The sequence below is a fragment of the Kitasatospora sp. NPDC086009 genome, assembly GCF_044540385.1.
In the GTDB taxonomy this organism is placed as follows: domain Bacteria; phylum Actinomycetota; class Actinomycetes; order Streptomycetales; family Streptomycetaceae; genus Kitasatospora.
In genome coordinates this window covers 220,375-241,364 of record NZ_JBITSA010000006.1, presented here as the reverse complement: position 1 = coordinate 241,364, position 20,990 = coordinate 220,375, and the positions used below count along the sequence as shown (strand labels likewise).

Here is a 20,990-nt window from a genome sequence, read left to right as displayed (position 1 = left end):
GACTGGGCACATGCGCCGCTACGGCAAGGACGCCGACGAGGACGACATCCGCAACCGCCCCGCCCGCCGGGGCTCCCGGCCGCGGACCCGGATCCGGCCCAAGCACGACGACGCGGCCGAGGCGATGGTGCTCACCATCGACCGCGGCCGGCTGACCTGCCTGCTGGACGTCGGAACGAAGCAGGAGCGCGAGATCGTCGCCATGAAGGCCCGTGAGCTGGGCCGCAAGGGCGTCGTCGTCGGCGACATCGTCAACATCGTCGGCGACCTCTCGGGGGACGCCGACACCCTGGCCCGGATCGTCCGGGTCGAGGAGCGCACCTCGGTGCTGCGCCGGACCGCGGACGACGACGACCCGTTCGAGCGGATCGTCGTCGCCAACGCCCAGCAGTTGGCCATCGTCACCGCGCTGGCCGACCCGGAGCCCCGGCCCCGGCTGATCGACCGCTGCCTGGTGGCCGCGTACGACGCCGGCATGGAGCCGCTGCTGGTGCTCACCAAGTCCGACCTGGCCCCGGCCGAGCCGCTGCTGGAGTCCTACGCCCCGCTCGGCATCAGCTACGTGGTCACCCGGCGGGACGAGCTGGCCACCGAGGGCGCCGAGGCCGTCCGGGCGCACCTGCGCGGCCGCTCGACGGTGTTCATCGGCCACTCCGGCGTCGGAAAGACCACCCTGGTCAACGCCCTGGTACCGCTCCACCAGCGGTCCACCGGGGTGGTCAACGCGGTGACCGGTCGCGGCCGGCACACCACCGTGTCGGCGCTGGCGCTGCGGCTGCCGCCGCCCCCGGGCGCCAAGCCGGGCTCGAAGAAGGCGCTCGACCCGGGCTGGGTGATCGACACCCCGGGGTTCCGCTCCTTCGGCCTTTCGCACATCGACCCGTCCCGGGTCATCCACGCCTTCCCCGACCTGGAGCCCGGCACCGTCGACTGCCCGCGCGCGTGCAGCCACGACGAACCGGACTGCGCGCTGGACGCCTGGGTCGCGGACGGCCACGCGGAGCAGGCCCGGCTGTACTCGTTGCGCCGTCTGCTGGCGAGCAAGGAGACCCGCGAGGGCGACTGACGGCGCGGCCCCGGCCGTTTTCGCCGCGTTCGAGGTGTCGGAGCGGGCCAGCCTGGTGATCATAGGAAAGTCGGGCCGGATCACGGCCCGGCCCGTCGATCGACAGGGAGAGCACGCGATGGCATGGGCCCTGGTGATCCTGGCCGGCCTCCTGGAGACCGGCTTCGCGATCAACCTCAAGCTCAGCGAAGGCTTCACCAAGCTCTGGCCCACCATCAGCTTCTGCGTCTTCGCCCTCAGCAGCTTCGGCCTGCTCACCCTCTCCCTGAAGAGCCTGCCGGTCGGTCCGGCGTACGCCGTCTGGACCGGCATCGGCGCGGCCGGCACCGCGATCTACGGCATGCTCTTCCTGGACGAGACCACCTCGGTGCTCAAGCTGGTCTCGATCTCCCTGGTCATCGCCGGGGTGATCGGCCTCCAACTCAGCGGCACGGCGCACTGAGCTTTCGCCCGCTCCCCTCCGGGGCGCTCGATCCGGTGCCGACGGTCGGCGCTCCAACGCCCTCGTACCTCGGTCGTCCTCGCTTCTCCCTTTCGGCACCGGCGCGCCCCTTCGGCTCGGGGCGGGTCGGGTGGGTGGCGGGGGCTACCGAAGGCCGGCGCCAGTGGGCCACCCGGCTCGGGCGGCGGGGCGGGTTCGGTGGGTGGCGAGGGCCACGGGAGGGCGGCACCGGTGGGCCACCCGGCTCGGGCGGCGGGGCGGGTCGGGTCGGGTGGGTGGCGGGGGCTACGGGGGGGCGGCACCGGTGGGCCACCCGGCTCGGGGCGGGACCGGTGGCTGCTGCCGTCCGCTCCGCGAGCCCGACTGGGCCGATCCGGGTGGGCTCGCTAGGGTTTCGACCATGGCCGATTACCACGACGATCTCCGACTCGCCCACGTCCTCGCCGACTCGGCCGACTCGGTCACCCTGGAGCGCTTCCGCGCCCTCGACCTGAAGGTCGAGACCAAGCCCGACCTCACCCCGGTCAGCGACGCCGACAAGGCCGCCGAGGAGCTGGTGCGCAGCGTGCTCCAGCGCGCCCGCCCGCGCGACGCGGTGCTCGGCGAGGAGTTCGGCCTGCAGGGCACCGGTCCCCGCCGCTGGGTGATCGACCCGATCGACGGCACCAAGAACTACATCCGCGGCGTGCCGGTCTGGGCCACCCTGATCGCGCTGCTGGAGGACGGCCCGGACGGCGTGGAGCGCCCGGTGGTCGGCATCGTCTCCGCCCCCGCGCTGAACCGCCGCTGGTGGGCGGCCAAGGACCTCGGTGCCTTCGCCGGCCGCAGCCTGACCAAGGCCGCCCGGATCCACGTCTCCGGCGTCTCCCGTCTGGAGGACGCCTCGTTCTCCTACTCCTCGCTCTCCGGCTGGGAGGAGCGCGGCCGGCTCGACCCCTTCCTGGACCTCACCCGGGCCTGCTGGCGCACCCGCGCCTACGGGGACTTCTGGTCCTACATGATGGTCGCCGAGGGCGCGGTCGACATCGCCGCCGAACCCGAGCTGTCGCTGTGGGACATGGCCGCGAACGCCGTCATCGTCGAGGAGGCCGGCGGCCGGTTCACCGGTCTGGACGGCGTGCCCGGCCCGGGCGGTGCCGACGCCGTGGCCAGCAACGGCCTGCTGCACGCGGAGGCCCTGCGCCGCCTGAGCGTCTGACCCGGAACGCGCATGGGTGCGGGCCCGGCGACCGGTCATCCGGTCGCCGGGCCCGCGGCTCATCGGGGTACCGCTACCGCTGCTTGCGCAGCTCCCGGACCGCCGTCTCCAGCCGGCGGCCGTAGTCGGCGTCGGCCTGGCGGAAGTTCTCGACCGCCCGCTCGACGATGTCCTCGCGGTCGGCCGAGACCTTGGCGATGAAGCCGGCCAGGTTGGCGATCAGCCGCTGCTTCTCCTCCTCGCCCATCAGCCGGTACAGGTTCCCCGCCTGCACGAAGTCGTCGTCCTCGGCGTGCGAGGGCGCCTCGTGGGTACCGGTCGCGCCGGTGACCGCCGTCGCGGCCCAGAGCGGGCGGCCGGTCTGCACGGGGCCTCCGAAGCTGTTGGGCTCGTAGTTCTTGCGGCGGCCGTGGCGGCCGTCGTAGAGGTAGCCGTCCCGGCTGTTGGTGCGCGCCTCGGTGGCGTGCGGGCGGTTCACCGGCAGGTGGTCGGCGTTGATGCCGACGCGGTAGCGGTGGGCGTCCGCGTAGGCGAAGAGCCGGCCCTGGAGCATCTTGTCCGGGGACGGGCCGATGCCGGGTACGAAGTGCGACGGCGAGAAGATCGACTGCTCGACCTCGGCGAAGACGTTGTCGGGGTTGCGGTTGAGCTCCAGCTTGCCGAACTCGACCAGCGGGTAGTCGGCGTGCGGCCACACCTTGGTCAGGTCGAAGGGGTTGAAGCGGTAGTGGGCCGCGTCCGCCGCCGGCATGATCTGGACGCTGACCGTCCAGCTCGGGTACTCGCCGCGCTCGATGGACTCGCGCAGGTCGCGCTGGTGGCTGTCCGGGTCCTCGCCCGCGAGCCTGGCCGCCTCCTGCGCCGTCAGGTTCTTGATGCCCTGGTCGGTCTTGAAGTGGTACTTGACCCAGAAGTACTCGCCGGCCTCGTTCTGCCACTGGTAGGTGTGCGAGCCGAAGCCGTCGAGGTGGCGGTAGCTGGCCGGGATGCCGCGGTCGCCGAAGAGCCAGGTCACCTGGTGGGTCGCCTCGGGCGACAGCCCCCAGAAGTCCCAGACGTTGTCCGCCTCCTGCGAGCCGGTGTACGGGTCCCGCTTCTGGGTGTGGATGAAGTCCGGGAACTTGGTGGCGTCCTTGATGAAGAACACCGGGGTGTTGTTGCCGACGAGGTCGTAGTTGCCGTCCTCGGTGTAGAACTTCAGCGCGAAGCCGCGCGGGTCGCGGACGGCGTCGGCGGAGCCGAGGTTGCCGGCCACGGTGGAGAACCGCAGGAAGGTCTCGGTCTCCTTGCCCACCTCGGAGAGGAAGCGGGCCCGGGTGTACGCGGTGACGTCGGCGGTCACCGTGAAGGTGCCGTAGGCCGCCGCGCCGCGGGCGTGCACCACCCGCTCCGGGATCCGCTCCCGGTTGAAGTGCGCCAGCTTCTCGAAGAGTTGCTGGTCCTGGATGAGCGCCGGGCCGCCGACGCCGGCGGTCTCGGTGTTCTGGTTGTCGGCGACGGGGGCACCCGCCTCCGTGGTGAGGGTGGGGCGCAGCTCGTCCTGGGTGCTCATAAGGGGGTGCCTCCGCGTGGTCCGGTCGTGACAACAACTCGATCCTAACTTGGACTTTGTCCAAGTCAATACTGGAACCAAAGTGAGAGCTCACCTATCCTGTACGCATGAGCGACCTGCTGGAACGACTTCGCGGACGTGGGTGGCGGCTGACCTCGCAGCGCCGGGTCGTGGCCGAGGTCCTCGACGGGGACCACGTCCACCTCACGGCCGACGAGGTGCACTCGCGCGCCGTGGAGCGCCTGCCCGAGATCAGCCGCGCGACGGTCTACAACACGCTCGGCGAGCTGGTCTGCCTCGGCGAGGTGCTGGAGGTCGCCACCGACGGCCGGGCCAAGCGGTACGACCCCAACGCGCACCGGCCGCACCAGCACCTGGTCTGCTCGGGCTGCGGCGCCATCCGCGACGTCCACCCGCAGGGCGACCCGCTGGCCGGCCTCCCGCAGGGCGAGCGGTTCGGCTTCGTCCTCTCCGGGGCCGAGATCACCTACCGGGGCCTCTGTCCGGACTGCGCGGACCGCGGCTGAGCGAGCGCTACGCGCTCAAATCCGCGTGCAGCGCGCCGAGCAGCCGGCCGGCCCGCTCGGCGACCTCGGCGGGGCCGTAGTCGGCCGCCCGCCGGCACCAGTTCTCCGCCTGCACCGGCTCGCCGCGGCGCAGCGCCAGCAGGGCCAGCCGCAGCGCCGCCCGGCCGTGCCCGGCGTCGGCGGCCCGGGTGTACCAGAGCATCGCCTCGGCCTCGCAGTCCTGCCGGGCCAGCAGCAGTCCCAGGTTGAAGGCCGCGCTGCGGCTGCCCGCCCCGGCCGCCCGCCGGTACCAGCTCTCGGCGATCTCCAGCGCCCCGCGCTCGGCGGCCCGCACGCCCATCCGGACCTGCGCCCGGCGGTGGCCGGCGTCGGCCGCGACCGCGTACCAGTGCTCGGCCTCGTCGTCCGCGTCGCCGCGCCGGTCCAGCACCGAGGCCAGCCGGAACGCGCCCTCGGCCGACCCGCCGGCCGCCGCCTGCCGGTAGCGCTCCAGCGCCCCCGCCAGGTTGCCGCGCTGCTCCTGGGCCACCGCCAGCTGGAGGGCCGCCTCGCCGTGGCCCTCGGCGGCGGCGCGCGCGTACCACTCCTGCGCCTGCCGGTGGTCCCCGCGCCCGGCGTGCAGCACGCCCAGGTTGAAGGCGCCGTCCACGCTGCCGGCCTCGGCGGCCTTGGAGAACCAGGGCTCGGCGCCCGACACGTCGCCGCGCTGGAGCAGCACCACGGCCAGCGCATTGCACGCCTCGCGGTGCCCGGCGTACGCGGCGCGGCGGTACCACTGCTCGGCCTGCTGGTCGCGGCCGGCCCCGGCGCAGAGCAGTCCGAGGTTGAAGGCGCCGTTCTGGTCGCCGGCGTCCAGTGCGCTCCGGTACCAGCGCTCGGCCTCGGCCGCCTCGCCGCGCGAGGCGTGCAGCGCGCCCAGGGCGTTGGCGGCGTTGCCGTCGCCCGCCTCGGCCGCCTCCTGCCACCACTCGGCGGCGGCGGTGAGGTCCCCGGAGTCGCGCAGCAGGAAGCCCAGCGCGCAGGCCGCCCGCGGCTCGCCGTTCTGCGCCGACTGCCGGTACCAGCGGGCCGCCTCGTCCAGCAGGCCGTGGTCGACCCGGGAGCGCTCCTCCAGCAGCACCCCGAGCCGCAGCGCGGCGCGGGCGTGACTGCGGGCGGCGGCGGTGCGGTACCAGGTCTCGGCGGTCTCCTTGTCCCCCGCGGCCTCGCGCATCCGGGCCAGCCGGTAGGCGGCCTCGCGGTGCCCGGCGTCGGCGGAGACCTTGAACCAGCGCTCGGCGCGCACGTCGCGCCGGTGCTCCATCAGGTCGCCCAACGCGTAGGCGCCGAGCGGGTGCCCGTGGTCGGCGGCGAAGTGCAGCCAGTACTCGGCGGCCTCCTCCTCGCCCTGGTCCCGCAGTTGGAGCCCGAGCGCGTGCGCGGCGGGCGCGCTGCCGGCCACCGCGGCCTGACGCCACCACTGGGCCGCCTCCGAGCGGTGGCCCTGCTGGTGCAGCAGCACGCCGAGGTTGTTGGCGGCCGAGCGCAGCCCGGCCGCGGCGGCGCCGCGCAGGTACGGCTCGGCGTCCTCCAGGTCCCCGCGGCGCAGCAGCAGGGTGCCGAGCCGGCCGGCGGCGTCCGCGTCCCCGTCGTCGGCGGCCTGGCGGTGCCGGGCCTCCAGGGCGGCCTGCTCCCGGGCGGCCAGTGCGGTCTCGAAGCTGGCGGAGTCGAATCCGGCCCGCTCGCGCCCCTCCTCGCCGACCTCCTCGTCCTCGGTGGCGGCGCCGTAGGGGCCGATGGCGGCGGTGAACTGGCTGGCGGAGACGTGCACCAGGCTGTCGGGGCCGTAGCCGTCGACCGGCCGGCGGTCCGTCAGTCCGCCGGTGCGCTGGGCGGGCAGGGCGCCGGGCCGGTCCTCGGAGTTCTCGGAGCTATCGGCCCAGCCCTCGGTGTCCGCCTCGGTGGTCGCCGCGGACTTGGCTCCTGGCCCGTTCTTGCCGATCAGCCTCATGCCGACTCCCGCTCCCCCAGAGTGTCGCGGCATCCTCCCCCGGCCCGCGGCCGGACGGACCCGCTGCCGGCCTCCGGCCGAAGGGGTCCCCATGGGGCGCGCTGGAGCCGACGGCCGGTCAACAGCCGCGCAACGTCCCCCATGTGTCCCATCGTCGCATCACCCGCAACCCGCGTACACCTGCCCCGGCCGAATTCGGCGGCGCGGAACCGAAGCCGACGAAATTGCTTCGGCGCTTTGTCGATTTCCCGACACTCGGGTCCACAAACCCCGATGCCGGCGCCGTTGGCGACGATCGATCCTACCGGAGGGGCCCACACCACCCTCGGCGGGAAACGCGAGAGGCCCGGAGGATGATCCTCCGGGCCTCTCGGCTACTGAGTAGCGGGGACAGGATTTGAACCTGCGACCTCTGGGTTATGAGCCCAGCGAGCTACCGAGCTGCTCCACCCCGCGTCGGTAGTGAAACCATAGCACGGTCGCGGGGTGGAACAGGAATCGGTTCTCCCAGCTCAGGGGCTCGCGCCCGCCGAGGGGCTCGGCGAGGCCCCGGCCGGCGCGGTGGCCGAAGGCGTGGCGGCGGGGGTGCCGCCGGCCTTCTGCTGCGCCGCCTGGGCCGCCTTGATCGCGTCGCCGAGCGCCTTCTGGGCCTGGCCGTAGGCCGCCCAGTCACCGCTCTTGAACGCGTTCTGGCTGTCGTTGTACGCCTTCTCGACGTCCGCCCAGGCCTTCTGCAGCTCCGGGGTGGTGGCCCCGCCGGTGCCCGGGGTGGCCGGCGCCGTCGGGGTGGGTGTCGGGGTGCTCGGGGTCCCCGGGGTGGTCGGCGCGGTCGGCGTGGTCGCCGGGGCGGCACCCGCGAAGACCTTCTTCAGCGCCTCCTCCAGGGTGTTCTCGAACGCCACGTTGTCGTTGCCGTACACCGCGAGCACCTTCTGCAGCGTCGGGTACTTGGCACCGCGTCCGCGCACGTACACCGGCTCGACGTTGAGCAGGCCGCCGCCGACCGGCAGGGTCAGCAGGTTGCCGTACTCCAGCTCGGAGTCACCGCCGCTCTTCAGCAGGGTGATCTGCTGGGCCACTTCCTGGCGGGAGTTGAACTGCGACTGCACCAGGTTGGGCCCGAGGGTCTTGCTGTCCCCCGGCACCTTGAGCAGCCTGATCTTCCCGTAGTCCGGCCCCGGGTCGGCACTGACCGCCATGAAGGCCGCCAGGTTCTCCCGGCCGCTCGGCACGAAGGTGCTGGTCAGCGAGAAGCTGGCGGAGGTGACCGCCGGGTCCGGCATCCGCACCGTCAGGTAGTACGGCGGCTGCGGCTGCTTGGTGTCGCTGGTCGGGTCGACCGGGATCTGCCAGATGTCGCTGCCGTTGAAGAACGAGTTGGCGTCCGTCACGTGGTACTGGCCGAGCAGGTCGCGCTGCACCTTGAACATGTCCTGCGGGTAGCGCAGGTGCGGCATCAGCGTGCCCGGGATGTCGGCCTTGGCCTTGACGGTGTCCGGGAACGCCTTCATCCAGGTCTTGAGCACCGGGTCGTTCTCGTCCCACTGGTAGAGCGTCACCTCACCGGTGTACGCGTCCACGGTGGCCTTGACCGAGTTGCGGATGTAGTTGACCTGGTTGGCGGCGGTCAGCAGCTCGCCGCGCTGGTTGGTCAGCGAGTCCTTGGTGGCCGTGCCCAGCGTCGTCTTGGAGGAGAACGGGTAGCCGTCGGAGGTGGTGTAGCCGTCCAGCACCCAGACCACCCGCCCGGGCCGGCCGTCCGGGCCGGGCTGCACGACCGGGTACGGGTCGGCGTCGATCGACAGCCACGGCGCGACCTTCTCCACCCGCTCCTTGGGCGTCCGGTCGTAGATGACCTTCGCGCCGTCGGTGATCGCCCCCGCGTAGAGGATCTGCGGCTCGGCGAACTTCACCGCGTACGCGGCCCGGGTGATCGGGTTGTCCAGCGAGACACCGCTGCCGCCGGTGTACTGGTACTGCTTGTTCTCACCGGAGTCGGTGGTGTAGTCGATCTCCTGGTTGGCACCGCCGACGATCGAGTACGTGCCGGTCTTCTCGCCGTAGTAGACCCGCTGCTGGTAGTCGCCCAGCGAACCGGTGGCCGGCAGGCCCGACTCGGTGAAGACCGGCTGGCCCTTGTCGTTGACCTGGTTGCCCTTGGCCACCACCGCGCCGTAGCCGTGGGTGTACTTGAAGTGGTCGTTGATCCAGTTGCGCTGCACGCCATTGAGGTCCAGCTCACGCAGGCCGATCACGGTGTCCTGGGCGGTCTCGCCCTTGCCGTAGCGGTCCACGTCCAGCGTGGACGGGAAGGCGTAGTACGAGCGCTGCTGCTCGATCGACTGGAAGGTCGGCGAGACCACGTTCGGGTCCAGCAGCCGAATGTCCGCGATGGTCTGCGCGTCGGGCTTGAGCGCCTCGGCCGTGGTCGAACCCTGCGGGGTGTACTGGGTGGTCTGGCTGTCCGCGATCCCGTACGCCTGCCGCGTCGCGTCGATGTTCTTCTGGATGTACGGCGTCTCCTTGGCCTGCTCGTTCGGCTTGACCTGGAACTGCTGCACGATCGCCGGGTACACCCCGCCGATCAGCACCGCCGAGAGCACCATCAGCCCGAGGCCGATCAGGGCCGGTGCCCAGGTGCGGCGGATCGGGGTCAGGAAGAACAGCACCGCGCAGATGATCGCGACGAAGAACAGGATGGTCTTGGCCGGCAGGAACGCGTTGGCGTCCACGTAGCGCAGGCCGGTCCAGCCGGTGACGCTCTTGTACGAGCCGGTCTTCACCGCCAGCGCGTACCGGTCCAGCCAGTACGCCACCGCCTTCAGCAGCACGAACACGCCGAGCAGCACCGCGAGGTGGCCCTGCGCGCCGGCACTGGCCCGGCGGCCCGGGCCCTGCAGCCGCAGGCCCCCGTACAGGTAGTGCACCAGCGCCGAGGTCAGCAGCGAGACGATCACCGCGCTGAACGCGAAGCCGAGCAGGAACTCGTAGAACGGCAGCTCGAAGGCGTAGAACGAGACGTCCATGCCGAACTGCTGGTCCTTGACGCCGAAGGACGTCCCGTTGGTCCACAGCAGCCAGGTCCGCCACTGGCCCGAGGCGGCGGCACCGGCCACCAGGCCGATCACCAGCGAGATCCCGATCAGCGCCCAGCGCTTGAACGGCGCCAGGCCGGCCCGGTAGCGGTCCAGGCTCTGCTGCTCCACCGACATCGCCGACAGCGGCGGCCGGAGCCGGTGCGCCAGCCAGATGTTGGCGCCCACGACCAGCGCCATCAACAGGCCGAAGACGGCGAACAGGCCGACCTTCGTCCAGAGCTGGGTGGTGAACACCGAGGAGTAGTGGACCGACTTGAACCAGAGCCAGTCCGTCCAGAACCCGGCGAACATGACGAACAGCAGGAAGAGCACCGCGAGTACGCCCAGGGTCAGCAGGAGTACCCGCGCCCGCCGGGAGGGCGGGCCTACCCTGCGCCGGAATCCCGGCCCTGAGCGTTCCGGCATCTGGAATACCACGGGGCACCTCAGCTGTGTCGTCTGGAATCGAGCGGTCGTCAGTGCAACTTAACCAGGCTTTAGCCGAGTTCCCACCGTTAGCAGACGGTTACTCCGGCGTTCCCCGGCCGCAGCCGTCCGGCCGTCCGGCCACCGGACGCGCCACCGGGCTCAGCCGCGGTCCGGGCACCCCCGGGCGGCCCCGCGGCCCCGCCCCGTAGGCGCCGCGCCCGCCCCCGCCGGACCTGTGGCACCGCCCGGACCGCCCGGCGTGTGAGGATTGAGGCATGTCCGATGTCTCCAATTCCCCCGACGACGTCTCCAAGCTCCCGGCCGCGACCCCGCTGACCCGGGCCGCGCTGGAGATCGACGAGTACGCCGCCACCCTCGGCTGGGACCTCCCGGCCCGGCTGTTCGCCCTGGTGGACAGCGCGGCCCTGCTCAAGGCCGATCCCGGGATCGCCAAGAAGCTCGGCCTCTCCGACAGCCCGGAGGCCGGCCTCACCCCGATCGAGCAGGACGAACTGCCCGAAGGCATGGAGCTGGACAAGTTCCTGGGCACCATCGCCTGGCCCGACGCGGTGGTCGGCTGCGCCCTGGTGGTCGAGCGGCTGATGCTGCCGCCGGGCGCCGAGCAGTCCCGCCCGCGCAACGCCAGCGACGCCCAGCTCGCCGACTGGGTGGCCAACCACCCCAACCGCGAGGAAGTGCGGATCACCGCCGCCGTGCTGCGCGACGGCAAGCGGGAGATCGCCCTGCGGCTGCGCTCCAAGGACGTCGCCCGCGAGGTGCTGACCGGCCCCGACCTCGTCCCCGGCCTGACCGCGGCGCTGCTCGCCACCTTCTCCTAGGCCACGACCGGTACGCCGCGGGCCCCGGACGGGATCGTCCGGGGCCCACGGTGTCCGGCCGGTCAGCCGGTGGCGCAGGAGGGCAGCGCGGCGGTCTGCCCGCTGCGCACCTGCTCCAGCGACTTCAGCGCGCCGTCCAGCGTCTCGGTCCTGATCAGGGTCAGTCCGGACGGGGTGTTCTTGCCGGCCTCGGCGCAGTTGGCGGCCGGGGTGAAGAAGTACTGGGCGCCGGCGTCCCGGGCGGCGATCAGCTTCATCGATATCCCGCCGATCGGCCCGACGCCGCCGGCGTCGTCGATGGTGCCCGTCCCCGCGACGAACTTGCCGCCGGTGAGGTCCTCCGGCGTCAGCTTGTCGATGATGCCCAGCGAGAACATCAGGCCCGCGCTCGGCCCGCCGACGTCCTGGAGGCCGATGTCGATCTGGAACGGGTAGGTGTGCCGCACGCCGGGCCGGATGCCGACCATGGCGGCGCCGGTGTCGGGGGACTTCACGGTCGGGACGGCGATGTCGGTCCGGGCCGCCGCCGGGTCCGCCTTGCTCGCGTCCTTGACCATCGGCACCACGGTGAAGACGGCCGTCTCGCCGGGCTGGTGCTTCGTGACGGCCTTCGCCACGCTGTCCGCGTCGGTGACCGGGGCGCCGTCGACCGCGATGATCCGGTCCCCGGCGTGCAGCTTGCCCTCGGCCGGGGCCCCGGCCGTGACCGACTGGACGATCAGCTCGTTACCGACCGGGATGCCGAGCTGGGTCAGCGCCGCCGTCCGCGCGTGGTCCTCGGAGAGCGCGAACTCCTCGGCGTTCTGCCGCTTGGCGTCGGCGTCCGTCTGGCCCTTCGGGTAGACGTTGTCGTGCGGTACCACCAGCACGTCGTCCCGGAGCCACCCGACCACCGCGTTGACCAGGCTGGGCTCGTACTTGGCACCGGTGACCTGGACGGTGGTCATGTTGAGGTGGCCGCTCACCGGGTAGGACTCGTGGCCGGTGACGGTGATCACCGGCGTGCCCGTCTTCTCCTGCACCCCGAGCGTGTTGTACGTCGGCCCCGGGCTCATCTCCGTGTACGGCACCTTCATCATCACCGACGCGCAGAGCAGCGCTATGAGCAGCAGGGTGGCGGCGAGCATCGTCGCAGAGCGGCGTGGCATGCCTCGACAGTACGGGACGCGCCCGACGCCACGCCCGCCGGGCTACCGGCCGGGGTCCTCGCCCGGGCCGGGGGCGGCGGTGGTGCGTTCCATGGCGGCCATGAAGCGCCGGTGCTCGGCGAGGGAGGCGGGGTCACCGGTGGCTCTGGGGGACCGCTGGGCCCAGCCCGCCCACACGGCGGCGAACAGTGCGGCGATGACAGGAATGATCAACCAGGCGAGCGCAGCCATATCAGTACTCCCAGCTCGTCGTGTCTATGAGCAGACTAACCACCCCGCCGGAGAACGCGGGTGGCGCCGTCCGGGTTACGGCACGGCCGATCGGCTCACTGCCAGGGAGTATCCGGGGCGCCGGCCCGGACCCGTTCGAGTGAAGGCCCGGCGCGCCTGCGCGTCGGCGGTGTCCGGGGGGGGTCAGCAGCCGCCGGCGCCGACCCACTCCTCCTCGCCGTCGGAGAACACCTGGTGCTTCCAGATCGGCACCTCGTGCTTGAGGTCGTCGATCAGCCGGCGGGCGGCGGCGAACGCCTCGCCCCGGTGGGCGCAGGAGACGGCGACGATCACGGCCTTGTCGGTGATCTCCAGCCGGCCGATCCGGTGCACCGCGGCGAGCGCCCGGACCGGGAACTCCGCGACGACCTTCTCGGCGATCCGGCGCATCTCCTGCTCGGCCGAGGGGTGGCAGCTGTACTCCAGCGCGGCGACCGACTTCCCGCCGTCGTGGTCCCGGACCGTGCCGACGAAGACGGTCGTACCGCCGGCGGCGTCGTCGCCGACCGCCTCGTAGACCTCGTCGAGCGAGAGGGGGGTGTCGCGGACGGCGAGCAGGCGGATGGGGTCGTGGTTGTCGGCCATACCCCCATGATTCCCCATCGCGGGCGGCTTCGGGCAAGGGGGTTCCGTATCACGATTGGGAAATTTCGCATCGTGAGAATCAAGGCACGCCGACCGCGGTGGGCACCCGTGCGGCGGGCCCCGCCCGCCGCGGCCGTCGAAGGGTCAGAAGCGGCGCCGCTTGCGCGCCCGCCGGACCAGCGCGGCCGTACCGACCAGCGCAACCGTCGCCCCGGCCGCGCCCAGGCTGGTGGCGGCCTCCTTGCCGCCGAGCCGCCGCCCGGCCACCGCGTGCTTCCCGGAGACCTGCGCCAGCAGCTCCGCCAGCACCTGCTCGTTGGTGTAGGTCGGACGCCAGCCCGCCTCGTGCAGCCGGCTGCCGGACACCACCCAGGGGTACATCGTGTAGGCGAGGTCCCCGGCCGGGGCCGGGGTCAGCCCGAGCCGGTGCAACCGGGCCGCGGTGCCCAGCGCGAGCGAGGCCGGCAGCTCCATCCGCCGGATGCCCGACAGCCGCTCCACGTCCTCCTGCTCCAGCCAGCCGTCGCAGCCGACCGTGACCTCGCCCTCGACCAGCCCGAGCGCCGCGTACTCCAGCGCCGCCGCCAGGTCGTCCACGTGGCAGAACTGCCAGCACGGCCGGGAGCCCGCCACCACCAGCAGCCGGGGCGCCTCGAAGTGCCGGGTCAGCACGGTGTCGACGCCGGGCCCGACCACCACGGCCGGACGCAGCACGGTCACCTGCAGCCCCGGGTGGGCCCGCGGGGCCCGCCGGGCCAGCCGCTCGATCTCCAGCAGGTCGCCGACCAGCGAGGCCTCCTCGGTGGCCCGCAGCTCGGAGTCCTCGGCCAGCGGCACCTCGTTGTCGGCGAGCGCGCCGTAGACCATCGCGGAGGTGCACAGCACCACCCGGTGCACCCCGGCCGCCGCGGCGGCGGTCAGCACGGTCTGCGCGCCGCGCACGTTGTAGGCGCTGCGGGCGCGCGGATCGGACTCCATCCCGAGGTCCATCGCCAGGTGGACGACCACGTCCACACCGGCCAGCCGCTCGGCCACCGCCGGGTCGCGGACGTCCAGGACGCGCCACTGCACGCCCGGCACCTCGCCCCGCCGGTCGTCGACGGCGAGCACCTTCCTCACCCCCGGCGAGGCGACCAGGCGGGCGGCGACGCGCTCGCCGAGCACACCGGCGGCGCCGGTGACGGCCACGGTCAGTGGCCTTCCGCCGTAGGCTGGAGGCGGCGACGCCGTGATGTCCGGGGCGTCCTCTCCTCCGGTCAGCCCAGAGCGAACGTCCGAAGGCGGGGAACTCACCGGCCATCCTCCACGGTTAGCTTATGTGCGTACGTGCGTGTGTCACGTACGTCCATCCTGCCCGAGGCGAAGGCCCGGCGGTGCACCCGGCGCGGACCAGCCGTGCGGGAGCCGCCCACCGAACGCGAGTCCCCCACTCCGCGGACCGTCCCGGGCGGGCCGAAATTCCGCCACCACCCCGCATGACGGCCGACCGGATCGAGGACCCCGTGAGCGACCTTCCCTTCGGATTCGGCGTTCCGCCAGAGGAGCCCGAGGACGGCAAGCCCGAGGACGGCAAGGGCAAGCCCGGCGACGAGCAGAAGAAGAAGAAGGACCAGGGCGGCGAGCAGGGCGGCCCCCAGCCGTTCGGCTTCGGCGGGAACCCCTTCGGCGCGCTCTTCGGCATGGGGATGCCCGGCGCTCCCGGCGCTCCCGGCACCCCGAGCGGGCCCGGCGGGGGCGACAACCCCTTCGCCGCGATGTTCGGCGGCCTCAACCCCAACGACCTCGGCGCCGCCTTCCAGCAGCTCGGCCAGATGCTCTCGTTCGAGGGCGGCCCGGTGAACTGGGACCTCGCCAAGGACATCGCCCGCCAGACCGTCGTCGCCGAGCCTGTCGAGGGCAAGTCCAAGGACCGGTCGGTCGGCGCCTCCGAGCGCTCCGCCGTCGCCGAGGCCGTCCGGCTCGCCGACCTCTGGCTGGACGGCGCCACCGAGTTCCCCTCCGGGGCCGGCACCGCCGTCGCCTGGAGCCGGGCCGAGTGGATCGAAGCCACCCTGCCGGTCTGGAAGGACCTCGTGGACCCGGTCGCCGAGCGGGTGGGCACGGCCATGGGCGGCGTCCTGCCCGAGGAGATGCAGGCCATGGCGGGCCCGCTGATGGGCATGATGCGCTCGATGGGCGGCGCCATGTTCGGCAGCCAGATCGGCCAGGCGCTCGGCGCGCTCGCCGCCGAGGTGGTCGGCTCGACCGACGTCGGTCTGCCGCTGGCCCCCGCCGGGAAGGCCGCGCTGCTGCCGCAGAACATCGCCGAGTTCGGCGAGGGCCTGAACGTGCCCGCCGACGAGGTCCGGCTCTACCTCGCCCTGCGCGAGGCCGCCCACCAGCGCCTCTTCGCCCACGTGCCGTGGCTGCGCGCCCACCTGTTCGGCGCCGTCGAGGCCTATGCGCGCGGCATCAAGGTCGACACCTCCCGGATGGAGGAGCTCGCCGGCCAGCTCGACCCGAGCAACCCCGAGGCGCTCCAGGAGGCCCTGGCCGGCGGACTGCTCCAGCCCGAGGACACCCCCGAGCAGAAGGCCGCGCTCGCCCGTCTGGAGACGGCGCTCGCGCTGGTCGAGGGCTGGGTCGACGCCGTGGTGCACACCGCCGCCGAGCCGCACCTGCCGCAGGCCGGCGCGCTGCGCGAGACCGTCCGCCGCCGCCGTGCGGCCGGCGGACCCGCCGAGCAGACCTTCGCCACCCTGGTCGGCCTGGAGCTGCGCCCGCGCCGGCTGCGCGACGCCGCCCGGCTCTGGGCGCTGCTCGCCGACGCCCGGGGCATCGAGGGCCGCGACGACCTCTGGCAGCACCCCGACATGCTCCCCACCGCCGCCGACCTGGACGACCCGGACGCCTTCGTGCACCGGGACACCGCCGGCGACACCGAGGGCGGCCTGGACTTCGACGCGATCGACAAGCTGCTCGGCGAGGCCGCCGCGGGCGGGTCGTCGAAGTCCTCGGAGCCCTCGGAGCCCTCGAAGCCTTCGGAGTCCGCCAAGCCCGACCTGGAGAAGAAGAAGGACGACGGCGAGGACGGGAAGGGCGAGCCGACCGCATGACGCTCACCGAGACGGGCGCGTCCGCCCTGCACGCGGACGCGGTCCGCACCCTGAGCGGCTGGCGTCCGGCCGGCCCGGACCAGGAGCGGCTGCGCCTCGACTACCTGGACCACCTGGCCGAGCAGCCCGAGGGCCTGTTCCGCTCCTGCCTGCCCGCTCACATCACCGCCAGCGCGGCCGTGGTGGACCCGGCCGCCGGGCGGGTGCTGCTGACCCTGCACCCCAAGGTCGGCCTCTGGCTGCAGATGGGCGGCCACTGCGAGCCGGGCGACCGCGACCTGGCCTCCGCCGCGCTGCGCGAGGCCACCGAGGAGTCGGGCATCCCGGACCTCGTGCTGCTGGCCGCCGACGGCGTACCGGTACCGGCCAAGCTCGACCGGCACCAGGTCCGCTGCACCGGCAAGGACCGGCCGGAGAACACCCACCTGGACGTCCAGTACATCGCGGTGGCCCCGCCCGGCGCCGAGGCGCTGATCAGCGAGGAGTCGCTGGACCTGCGCTGGTTCGGCTTCGACGAGCTGCCCGAGCTGACCGACCACTCGGTGCGCGACCTGGTGGCGCGCGCCCGGCAGCTCACCGGCTGAGGCGCGACAGACCTGAGGGGGCGCGGACCACAGGGGCCCGCGCCCCCTCTGTCGTGCGTCCGTCCGCCGCTGACCCGCGCCCGTCCGCCCCGCGTCGCCCGCCGCCCGCGCCCGCCACGGGGTGCGGCGCTCCGGTCAGCCGCAGGATCCGGCCGGCTCGGCCTCCGGCGGACCCGCGTGCCGGGCGCCCGGGATGTGCGGCAGCCGGGCCGCCGAGGCGACGCCCTCCAGATAGCCGCGGGCCCGCTCCGTCCGCGGGTACGCCTCCAGCAGGGCCCAGAACGAGGCGCCGTGGTCCGGCACCAGCAGGTGGGCGAGCTCGTGCAGCAGCACGTAGTCGACGACGTACTCCGGCATGCCCTGCAGCCGGTGCGAGAGCCGGATGGTCCGCTCGCTGGGGGTGCAGGAACCCCAACGCGAGTTCTGGTTGGTGACCCAGCGGACCTGGACCGGCTGGGCGCGGTTGCCCAGGTAGGCGGCGGACAGCTCGCGCGCCCGGACGGCCAGCGCGTCGTCGCCGAGCACCCGGCGGCTCTCCTGGGCGGCCAGCTTCTCCAGCATCTGCGCGACCCAGCGCTGTTCCTCGGCGTGCGACATCCGGGCCGGGATCAGCACGACCGTGCGGTCGCCCTCACGGTAGGCCGAGACGGTGCGGCTGCGCCGGGCACTGCGGCGGACCTCCACCCGGGAGCGGTCGAAGGGCAGCTCGACGTGTTTCTCCGACGGCGCGGGGGGCTGCGCGGGCGCCGATCCGGGCTGTTGGTCCGGGCGCCCGCGCGTGCTCGGCGTCGCGACCTGGGACCCGGAGGCTGCACGGGCACGCCGACGCGACGCCGGGGGATGGGAGTCCCGTTCGGCTGCCATGGCACACGACGTTACCCGGTACCACTGACAGAAGTCCGCTGCCATGGCCGAAATCTTTCGTGGAGTGATCGGGAACGAAAGGCCGACGGCGGGTGTCCGGAATGCGACCCCGTACCGGCCGGCAGGTTATCCACAGGGCATGCGAACGGATCATTCGATCATGTGCTCGTGCCTGTGGACAACGCCGGGCACGGATCCGCGCCGATCGGGCAGGCTGGCCCCGGCCGTCCGGAAACGATCGGAAGGAAATCCACCGTGCGCCTCCTGCTGAAGCCCGCCCTCTCCCGCAGCTGGCGGGACTCCGAGACCCTGCAGTTCGGCACCGTCCGCCAGTACGCCGGGGTGGTCGAACGCGCGGACCGGGCCCGCTGCGACTTCCTCGGCCTGCTCGACGGGACGCGGGACCGGCCCGCGCTGCTGGCCGCCGGCGAGCGGGCCGGCCTCGGGCGCGAGCCGACCGGCGCGCTGCTGGACGAGCTGGAGCGGACCGGGCTGCTCGACGACGCCGAGGCGGCGGGCCGTGCGCTGGCCCGCTTCCCGCAGCCGCACCGGGAGCTGCTCGGCCCGGACCTCGCTTCGCTCTCCCTGGTGCACTCCGCCCCCGGCGCCGCCCCCGCCGTCCTCGGCCGCCGGGCCGACCACCGGGTGGAGGTGCGCGGGGCCGGCCGGGTCGGCGCCGCGATCGCCGCCGTCCTGGCGGCCGCCGGTACGGGGGCGGTCACCGTCACCGACACCGGCCGGGTGCGGCCCGCGGACTGCTCCCCCGCCGGCCTGCCGCCCGGCGAGGTCGGGCGGCTGCGGTCCACCGCCGCCCGCGACGCCGTCCGGCGGGCCTCGGCCCGCCGCGCGGCTCCGGGCACCCGCCGCCCGTCGGCGCGGGACCTCGACCTGGTGGTGCTGGCGCCGAGGGACGGCAGCGGTGCCTTCGCCGGCGGCGCGGCCGAGGCCAGGGAGCTGCTGCGGGCCGGGGTGCCGCACCTGTACGTCGGGGTGGTGGAGGAGTTCGGCGTGGTCGGCCCGCTCGTCGTGCCCGGTGTCTCGGCCTGCGGCCACTGCCTGGTACTGGCCCGCGAGGACGAGGATCCGGCCTGGCCCCGGATCCTGGCCCAGCTCGCCGACGAGGGCCCCGGCCGGGCCCGCACCCCCGCCTGCGACACCGGCCTGGCGACGGCCGTGGCGGGCCTCGCCGCCCTCCACGCCCAGGTCTACCTGGACGGCGGCCGGCCGCCGAGCCTCGACGGCTGGTGCGAACTCTCGGCCGTCGACGGCATGCCCCGGCGGCTGCGGCTGAAGGGCCACCCCGACTGCGGCTGCCTCTGGCAACCGCAGCCGCCGGGATGACCGCGGCGGGGCGCCGCGGCGACCGCCGCACGACAGGTCGGAAAAGGGGGCCGGGACCGGGGCGGCGAGCGGGCACAATGGCGTAGTGATGGTCGGCCCCCGGTCGTGGGGTGCCGGGGGCGTGTGGATTGGAGGCCCGGGTGAGCGATCTTCCGCGCAAGGCAATGACCCGCACGGCACGGCTCGCAGCCCTGCCGCTGGGAATCGCCGGGCGGGCCACCCTCGGGCTGGGGAAGCGGATCGGCGGGCGCTCCGCCGAGGTGGTGACGGCCGAGCTCCAGCAGGCCACCGCCGACCAGCTCTTCAAGGTCCTGGGCGAGCTCAAGGGCGGGGCGATGAAGTTCGGGCAGGTGCTGTCCGTCTTCGAGGCCGCGCTGCCCGAGGAGGTCGCCGGGCCCTACCGGGCGGCCCTGACCAAACTGCAGGACGCCGCCCCGCCGATGCCCGCCGCCAAGGTCCACACCGCGCTCGCGGAGCGCCTCGGCGAAGGCTGGCGGGAGCTGTTCCGGGAGTTCGACGACCGGCCGGCGGCCGCCGCCTCGATCGGGCAGGTGCACCGGGCCGTCTGGCACGACGGCCGCGAGGTGGCCGTCAAGGTCCAGTACCCGGGCGCGGGCGACGCCCTGCTGGCGGACCTCACGCAGCTGAGCCGGGTGGCCTGGCTGCTCGGCCCGCTCATCCCCGGCCTCGACATCAAGCCGCTGATCACCGAGTTGCGCGAGCGGGTCGCCGAGGAGCTGGACTACGAGCTGGAGGCGCAGGCCCAGCGCCGGCACGCCGAGGAGTTCGCGGGCGACCCGGACATCCAGGTGCCCGGTGTGGTCGCGCAGGCCGACCAGGTGCTGGTCACCGAGTGGATGGACGGCACCCCGCTGGCCGAGGTGATCACCGGCGGCACCCAGGAGGAGCGCGACCGGGCCGGGCACCTGCTGGCCCGGTTCCTGTTCGCCGGCCCGTCCCGGACCGGCCTGCTGCACGCGGACCCGCATCCGGGCAACTTCCGGCTGCTCAAGGACGACGGCCCGGTCGCCGGCTGGCGGCTCGGGGTGCTGGACTTCGGCACCGTCGACCGGCTGCCGGGCGGGCTGCCCGCCCCGATCGGCGCCTCCCTGCGGATGGCCCTGGCGGGCGACGCCGCGGGCGTGCTGGAGATGCTGCGCGAGGAGGGCTTCGTCAAGCCCTCGATCGAGCTGGACCCGGACGCGGTGCTGGACTACCTCGTCCCGATCATCGAGCCGGCGGCGGTGGACACCTTCCACTTCACCCGGGCCTGGATGCGGGCCCAGGCCGCGCGGATCGCCGATCCGCGGTCGCCCGCCTACAACCTGGGCAAGCAGCTCAACCTGCCCCCGGCGTACCTGCTGATCCACCGGGTCACGCTGAGCACGATCGGGGTGCTCTGCCAGCTGGGCGCCAACGCGCCGTTCCGGGCGGAGATGCGGCGGTGGCTCCCGGAGTTCGAGGAGCTCCCCGCCACCCCGCCGAAGGCGCGCACCGCCACCAGGGCCACCAAGGCTGTCAAGAAGCCCTGACCGGTCCGGGCAGCGACGGCCGCAGGCCGCCCCCCGGTTCGGGGGGCGGCCTGCGGCACGACGGGGGTGGAACTCTTACGGCCCGGCGCGCTACATCAGCGCGACGGCGAGGGCCTTGCGGGCCCGCAGCGAGGCCCGTTCGGCCTTCAGCTTGAGCCGGCGGGCCCGGGCGACCCGGGAGACGAGCCGTTCGTGCTCGGCCTCTTGCAAGCGCTCTTGCATATGGGCACGGGCCAGGGATTCGTGGAGGAGTTGCATCTCAAGGGTCCTGTTCTGGATCTGAAGTTCGGTGGTCTGCTCGGCGCGGACGGTCGGGTCAATGGCGGCGGGGGTCATGTCGTGGTCCTGCTCGTGGTGCGACGTAGGGAAGTGGACGGTGCGGGCCGCGTCGGCCTTGGCGGCGGCGATTCGCACGGAGCGGCGAAGGGCGCTGTCCAGCGGGGGCTGCTCT

At 73.5% G+C, this 20,990-nt stretch carries 18 protein-coding genes and 1 tRNA gene; 9 read left to right on the top strand and 10 right to left on the bottom strand.

All coding sequences use genetic code 11. The features are described from left to right. The first annotated feature begins 10 nt into the window (after positions 1-10). From rsgA to hisN, 3 genes are all read left to right on the top strand, one after another. A complete protein-coding gene (rsgA, locus tag ACIF6L_RS17620; protein ID WP_396488381.1) occupies positions 11-1,066 on the top strand; it encodes a ribosome small subunit-dependent GTPase A in 1,056 nt (351 codons plus the stop codon). 118 nt (positions 1,067-1,184) lie between these two features. After that, positions 1,185-1,508 (top strand): multidrug efflux SMR transporter, encoded by a 324-nt coding sequence (locus tag ACIF6L_RS17615; protein WP_329489522.1) that lies wholly within the window; start codon positions 1,185-1,187, stop codon positions 1,506-1,508. 400 nt (positions 1,509-1,908) lie between these two features. Then, positions 1,909-2,706 (top strand): histidinol-phosphatase, encoded by a 798-nt coding sequence (gene hisN / locus ACIF6L_RS17610; RefSeq protein ID WP_329489521.1) that lies wholly within the window; start codon positions 1,909-1,911, stop codon positions 2,704-2,706. A gap of 73 nt (positions 2,707-2,779) precedes the next feature. On the opposite strand, the gene ACIF6L_RS17605 is transcribed toward hisN, so the two are convergent. After that, complete coding sequence (locus ACIF6L_RS17605; RefSeq protein ID WP_352293074.1) at positions 2,780-4,258, bottom strand: catalase; 1,479 nt, start codon at positions 4,256-4,258, stop codon at positions 2,780-2,782. Between the two features lie 107 nt (positions 4,259-4,365). On the opposite strand from ACIF6L_RS17605, the gene ACIF6L_RS17600 reads away from it, so the two are divergent. After that, positions 4,366-4,785 carry a Fur family transcriptional regulator gene (locus ACIF6L_RS17600; protein WP_359834982.1) on the top strand — a complete coding sequence of 140 codons (420 nt, stop codon included), beginning with the start codon at positions 4,366-4,368 and terminating at the stop codon, positions 4,783-4,785. Between the two features lie 7 nt (positions 4,786-4,792). On the opposite strand, the gene ACIF6L_RS17595 is transcribed toward ACIF6L_RS17600, so the two are convergent. From ACIF6L_RS17595 to ACIF6L_RS17585, 3 genes are all read right to left on the bottom strand, one after another. Further along, positions 4,793-6,775, bottom strand: a complete 1,983-nt coding sequence (locus ACIF6L_RS17595; protein WP_359834980.1) for a tetratricopeptide repeat protein — start codon at positions 6,773-6,775, stop codon at positions 4,793-4,795. A gap of 382 nt (positions 6,776-7,157) precedes the next feature. Then, a tRNA-Met gene (locus ACIF6L_RS17590) sits at positions 7,158-7,231 on the bottom strand. 56 nt (positions 7,232-7,287) lie between these two features. Next, positions 7,288-10,278 (bottom strand): UPF0182 family protein, encoded by a 2,991-nt coding sequence (locus tag ACIF6L_RS17585; RefSeq protein WP_359803242.1) that lies wholly within the window; start codon positions 10,276-10,278, stop codon positions 7,288-7,290. A 278-nt stretch (positions 10,279-10,556) separates the two neighbouring features. On the opposite strand from ACIF6L_RS17585, the gene ACIF6L_RS17580 reads away from it, so the two are divergent. After that, positions 10,557-11,120: a PPA1309 family protein gene (locus ACIF6L_RS17580; protein ID WP_329489516.1), complete on the top strand. Its 564-nt coding sequence runs from the start codon at positions 10,557-10,559 to the stop codon at positions 11,118-11,120. Between the two features lie 62 nt (positions 11,121-11,182). Here ACIF6L_RS17580 and ACIF6L_RS17575 read toward each other — a convergent pair whose 3' ends face one another. From ACIF6L_RS17575 to ACIF6L_RS17560, 4 genes are all read right to left on the bottom strand, one after another. After that, positions 11,183-12,268, bottom strand: coding sequence for a PDZ domain-containing protein (locus tag ACIF6L_RS17575; protein WP_329489515.1), 1,086 nt, complete (start codon positions 12,266-12,268; stop codon positions 11,183-11,185). A 42-nt stretch (positions 12,269-12,310) separates the two neighbouring features. Then, positions 12,311-12,499, bottom strand: a complete 189-nt coding sequence (locus tag ACIF6L_RS17570) for a hypothetical protein (protein WP_329489514.1) — start codon at positions 12,497-12,499, stop codon at positions 12,311-12,313. Positions 12,500-12,682: 183 nt separating this feature from the next. Continuing rightward, complete coding sequence (locus ACIF6L_RS17565) at positions 12,683-13,123, bottom strand: molybdenum cofactor biosynthesis protein MoaE (protein ID WP_329489513.1); 441 nt, start codon at positions 13,121-13,123, stop codon at positions 12,683-12,685. Positions 13,124-13,267: 144 nt separating this feature from the next. Further along, the gene (locus tag ACIF6L_RS17560; protein WP_396488378.1) at positions 13,268-14,416 is read right to left on the bottom strand and encodes an NAD-dependent epimerase/dehydratase family protein; all 1,149 of its coding nucleotides are present in this window, start codon (positions 14,414-14,416) and stop codon (positions 13,268-13,270) included. A 209-nt stretch (positions 14,417-14,625) separates the two neighbouring features. On the opposite strand from ACIF6L_RS17560, the gene ACIF6L_RS17555 reads away from it, so the two are divergent. Together ACIF6L_RS17555 and ACIF6L_RS17550 are read left to right on the top strand one after the other, a co-directional pair. Beyond that, positions 14,626-16,218, top strand: coding sequence for a zinc-dependent metalloprotease (locus ACIF6L_RS17555; protein WP_396488376.1), 1,593 nt, complete (start codon positions 14,626-14,628; stop codon positions 16,216-16,218). After that, positions 16,215-16,802, top strand: a complete 588-nt coding sequence (locus ACIF6L_RS17550) for an NUDIX hydrolase (protein ID WP_352293057.1) — start codon at positions 16,215-16,217, stop codon at positions 16,800-16,802. The genes ACIF6L_RS17555 and ACIF6L_RS17550 overlap by 4 nt, the downstream gene beginning before the upstream one ends. Before the next feature lie 135 nt (positions 16,803-16,937). Here ACIF6L_RS17550 and ACIF6L_RS17545 read toward each other — a convergent pair whose 3' ends face one another. Beyond that, positions 16,938-17,507, bottom strand: a complete 570-nt coding sequence (locus ACIF6L_RS17545) for a M48 family metallopeptidase (RefSeq protein ID WP_329492238.1) — start codon at positions 17,505-17,507, stop codon at positions 16,938-16,940. Positions 17,508-17,921: 414 nt separating this feature from the next. Between ACIF6L_RS17545 and ACIF6L_RS17540 the strand changes: the two genes are divergently transcribed. Beyond that, on the top strand, positions 17,922-19,007 hold the full coding sequence (locus ACIF6L_RS17540) for a ThiF family adenylyltransferase (RefSeq protein WP_396488373.1): 1,086 nt from the start codon (positions 17,922-17,924) through the stop codon (positions 19,005-19,007). Between the two features lie 140 nt (positions 19,008-19,147). Then, positions 19,148-20,539 carry an ABC1 kinase family protein gene (locus ACIF6L_RS17535; protein ID WP_396488371.1) on the top strand — a complete coding sequence of 464 codons (1,392 nt, stop codon included), beginning with the start codon at positions 19,148-19,150 and terminating at the stop codon, positions 20,537-20,539. A gap of 90 nt (positions 20,540-20,629) precedes the next feature. On the opposite strand, the gene ACIF6L_RS17530 is transcribed toward ACIF6L_RS17535, so the two are convergent. Further along, a complete protein-coding gene (locus ACIF6L_RS17530) occupies positions 20,630-20,875 on the bottom strand; it encodes a hypothetical protein (RefSeq protein ID WP_396488556.1) in 246 nt (81 codons plus the stop codon). Positions 20,876-20,990: the final 115 nt, after the last annotated feature.

What these genes read in the sequence shown, in the direction of transcription:
- ACIF6L_RS17570 (WP_329489514.1), bottom strand. Translation starts at nt 12,499, where the DNA reads ATGGCTGCGCTCGCCTGGTTGATCATTCCTGTCATCGCCGCACTGTTC.
- ACIF6L_RS17565 (WP_329489513.1), bottom strand. Translation starts at nt 13,123, where the DNA reads ATGGCCGACAACCACGACCCCATCCGCCTGCTCGCCGTCCGCGACACC.
- ACIF6L_RS17580 (WP_329489516.1), top strand. Translation starts at nt 10,557, where the DNA reads ATGTCCGATGTCTCCAATTCCCCCGACGACGTCTCCAAGCTCCCGGCC.
- ACIF6L_RS17615 (WP_329489522.1), top strand. Translation starts at nt 1,185, where the DNA reads ATGGCATGGGCCCTGGTGATCCTGGCCGGCCTCCTGGAGACCGGCTTC.
- rsgA (WP_396488381.1), top strand. Translation starts at nt 11, where the DNA reads ATGCGCCGCTACGGCAAGGACGCCGACGAGGACGACATCCGCAACCGC.
- hisN (WP_329489521.1), top strand. Translation starts at nt 1,909, where the DNA reads ATGGCCGATTACCACGACGATCTCCGACTCGCCCACGTCCTCGCCGAC.
- ACIF6L_RS17530 (WP_396488556.1), bottom strand. Translation starts at nt 20,875, where the DNA reads ATGACCCCCGCCGCCATTGACCCGACCGTCCGCGCCGAGCAGACCACC.
- ACIF6L_RS17605 (WP_352293074.1), bottom strand. Translation starts at nt 4,258, where the DNA reads ATGAGCACCCAGGACGAGCTGCGCCCCACCCTCACCACGGAGGCGGGT.
- ACIF6L_RS17600 (WP_359834982.1), top strand. Translation starts at nt 4,366, where the DNA reads ATGAGCGACCTGCTGGAACGACTTCGCGGACGTGGGTGGCGGCTGACC.
- ACIF6L_RS17585 (WP_359803242.1), bottom strand. Translation starts at nt 10,278, where the DNA reads ATGCCGGAACGCTCAGGGCCGGGATTCCGGCGCAGGGTAGGCCCGCCC.
- ACIF6L_RS17550 (WP_352293057.1), top strand. Translation starts at nt 16,215, where the DNA reads ATGACGCTCACCGAGACGGGCGCGTCCGCCCTGCACGCGGACGCGGTC.
- ACIF6L_RS17575 (WP_329489515.1), bottom strand. Translation starts at nt 12,268, where the DNA reads ATGCCACGCCGCTCTGCGACGATGCTCGCCGCCACCCTGCTGCTCATA.
- ACIF6L_RS17595 (WP_359834980.1), bottom strand. Translation starts at nt 6,775, where the DNA reads ATGAGGCTGATCGGCAAGAACGGGCCAGGAGCCAAGTCCGCGGCGACC.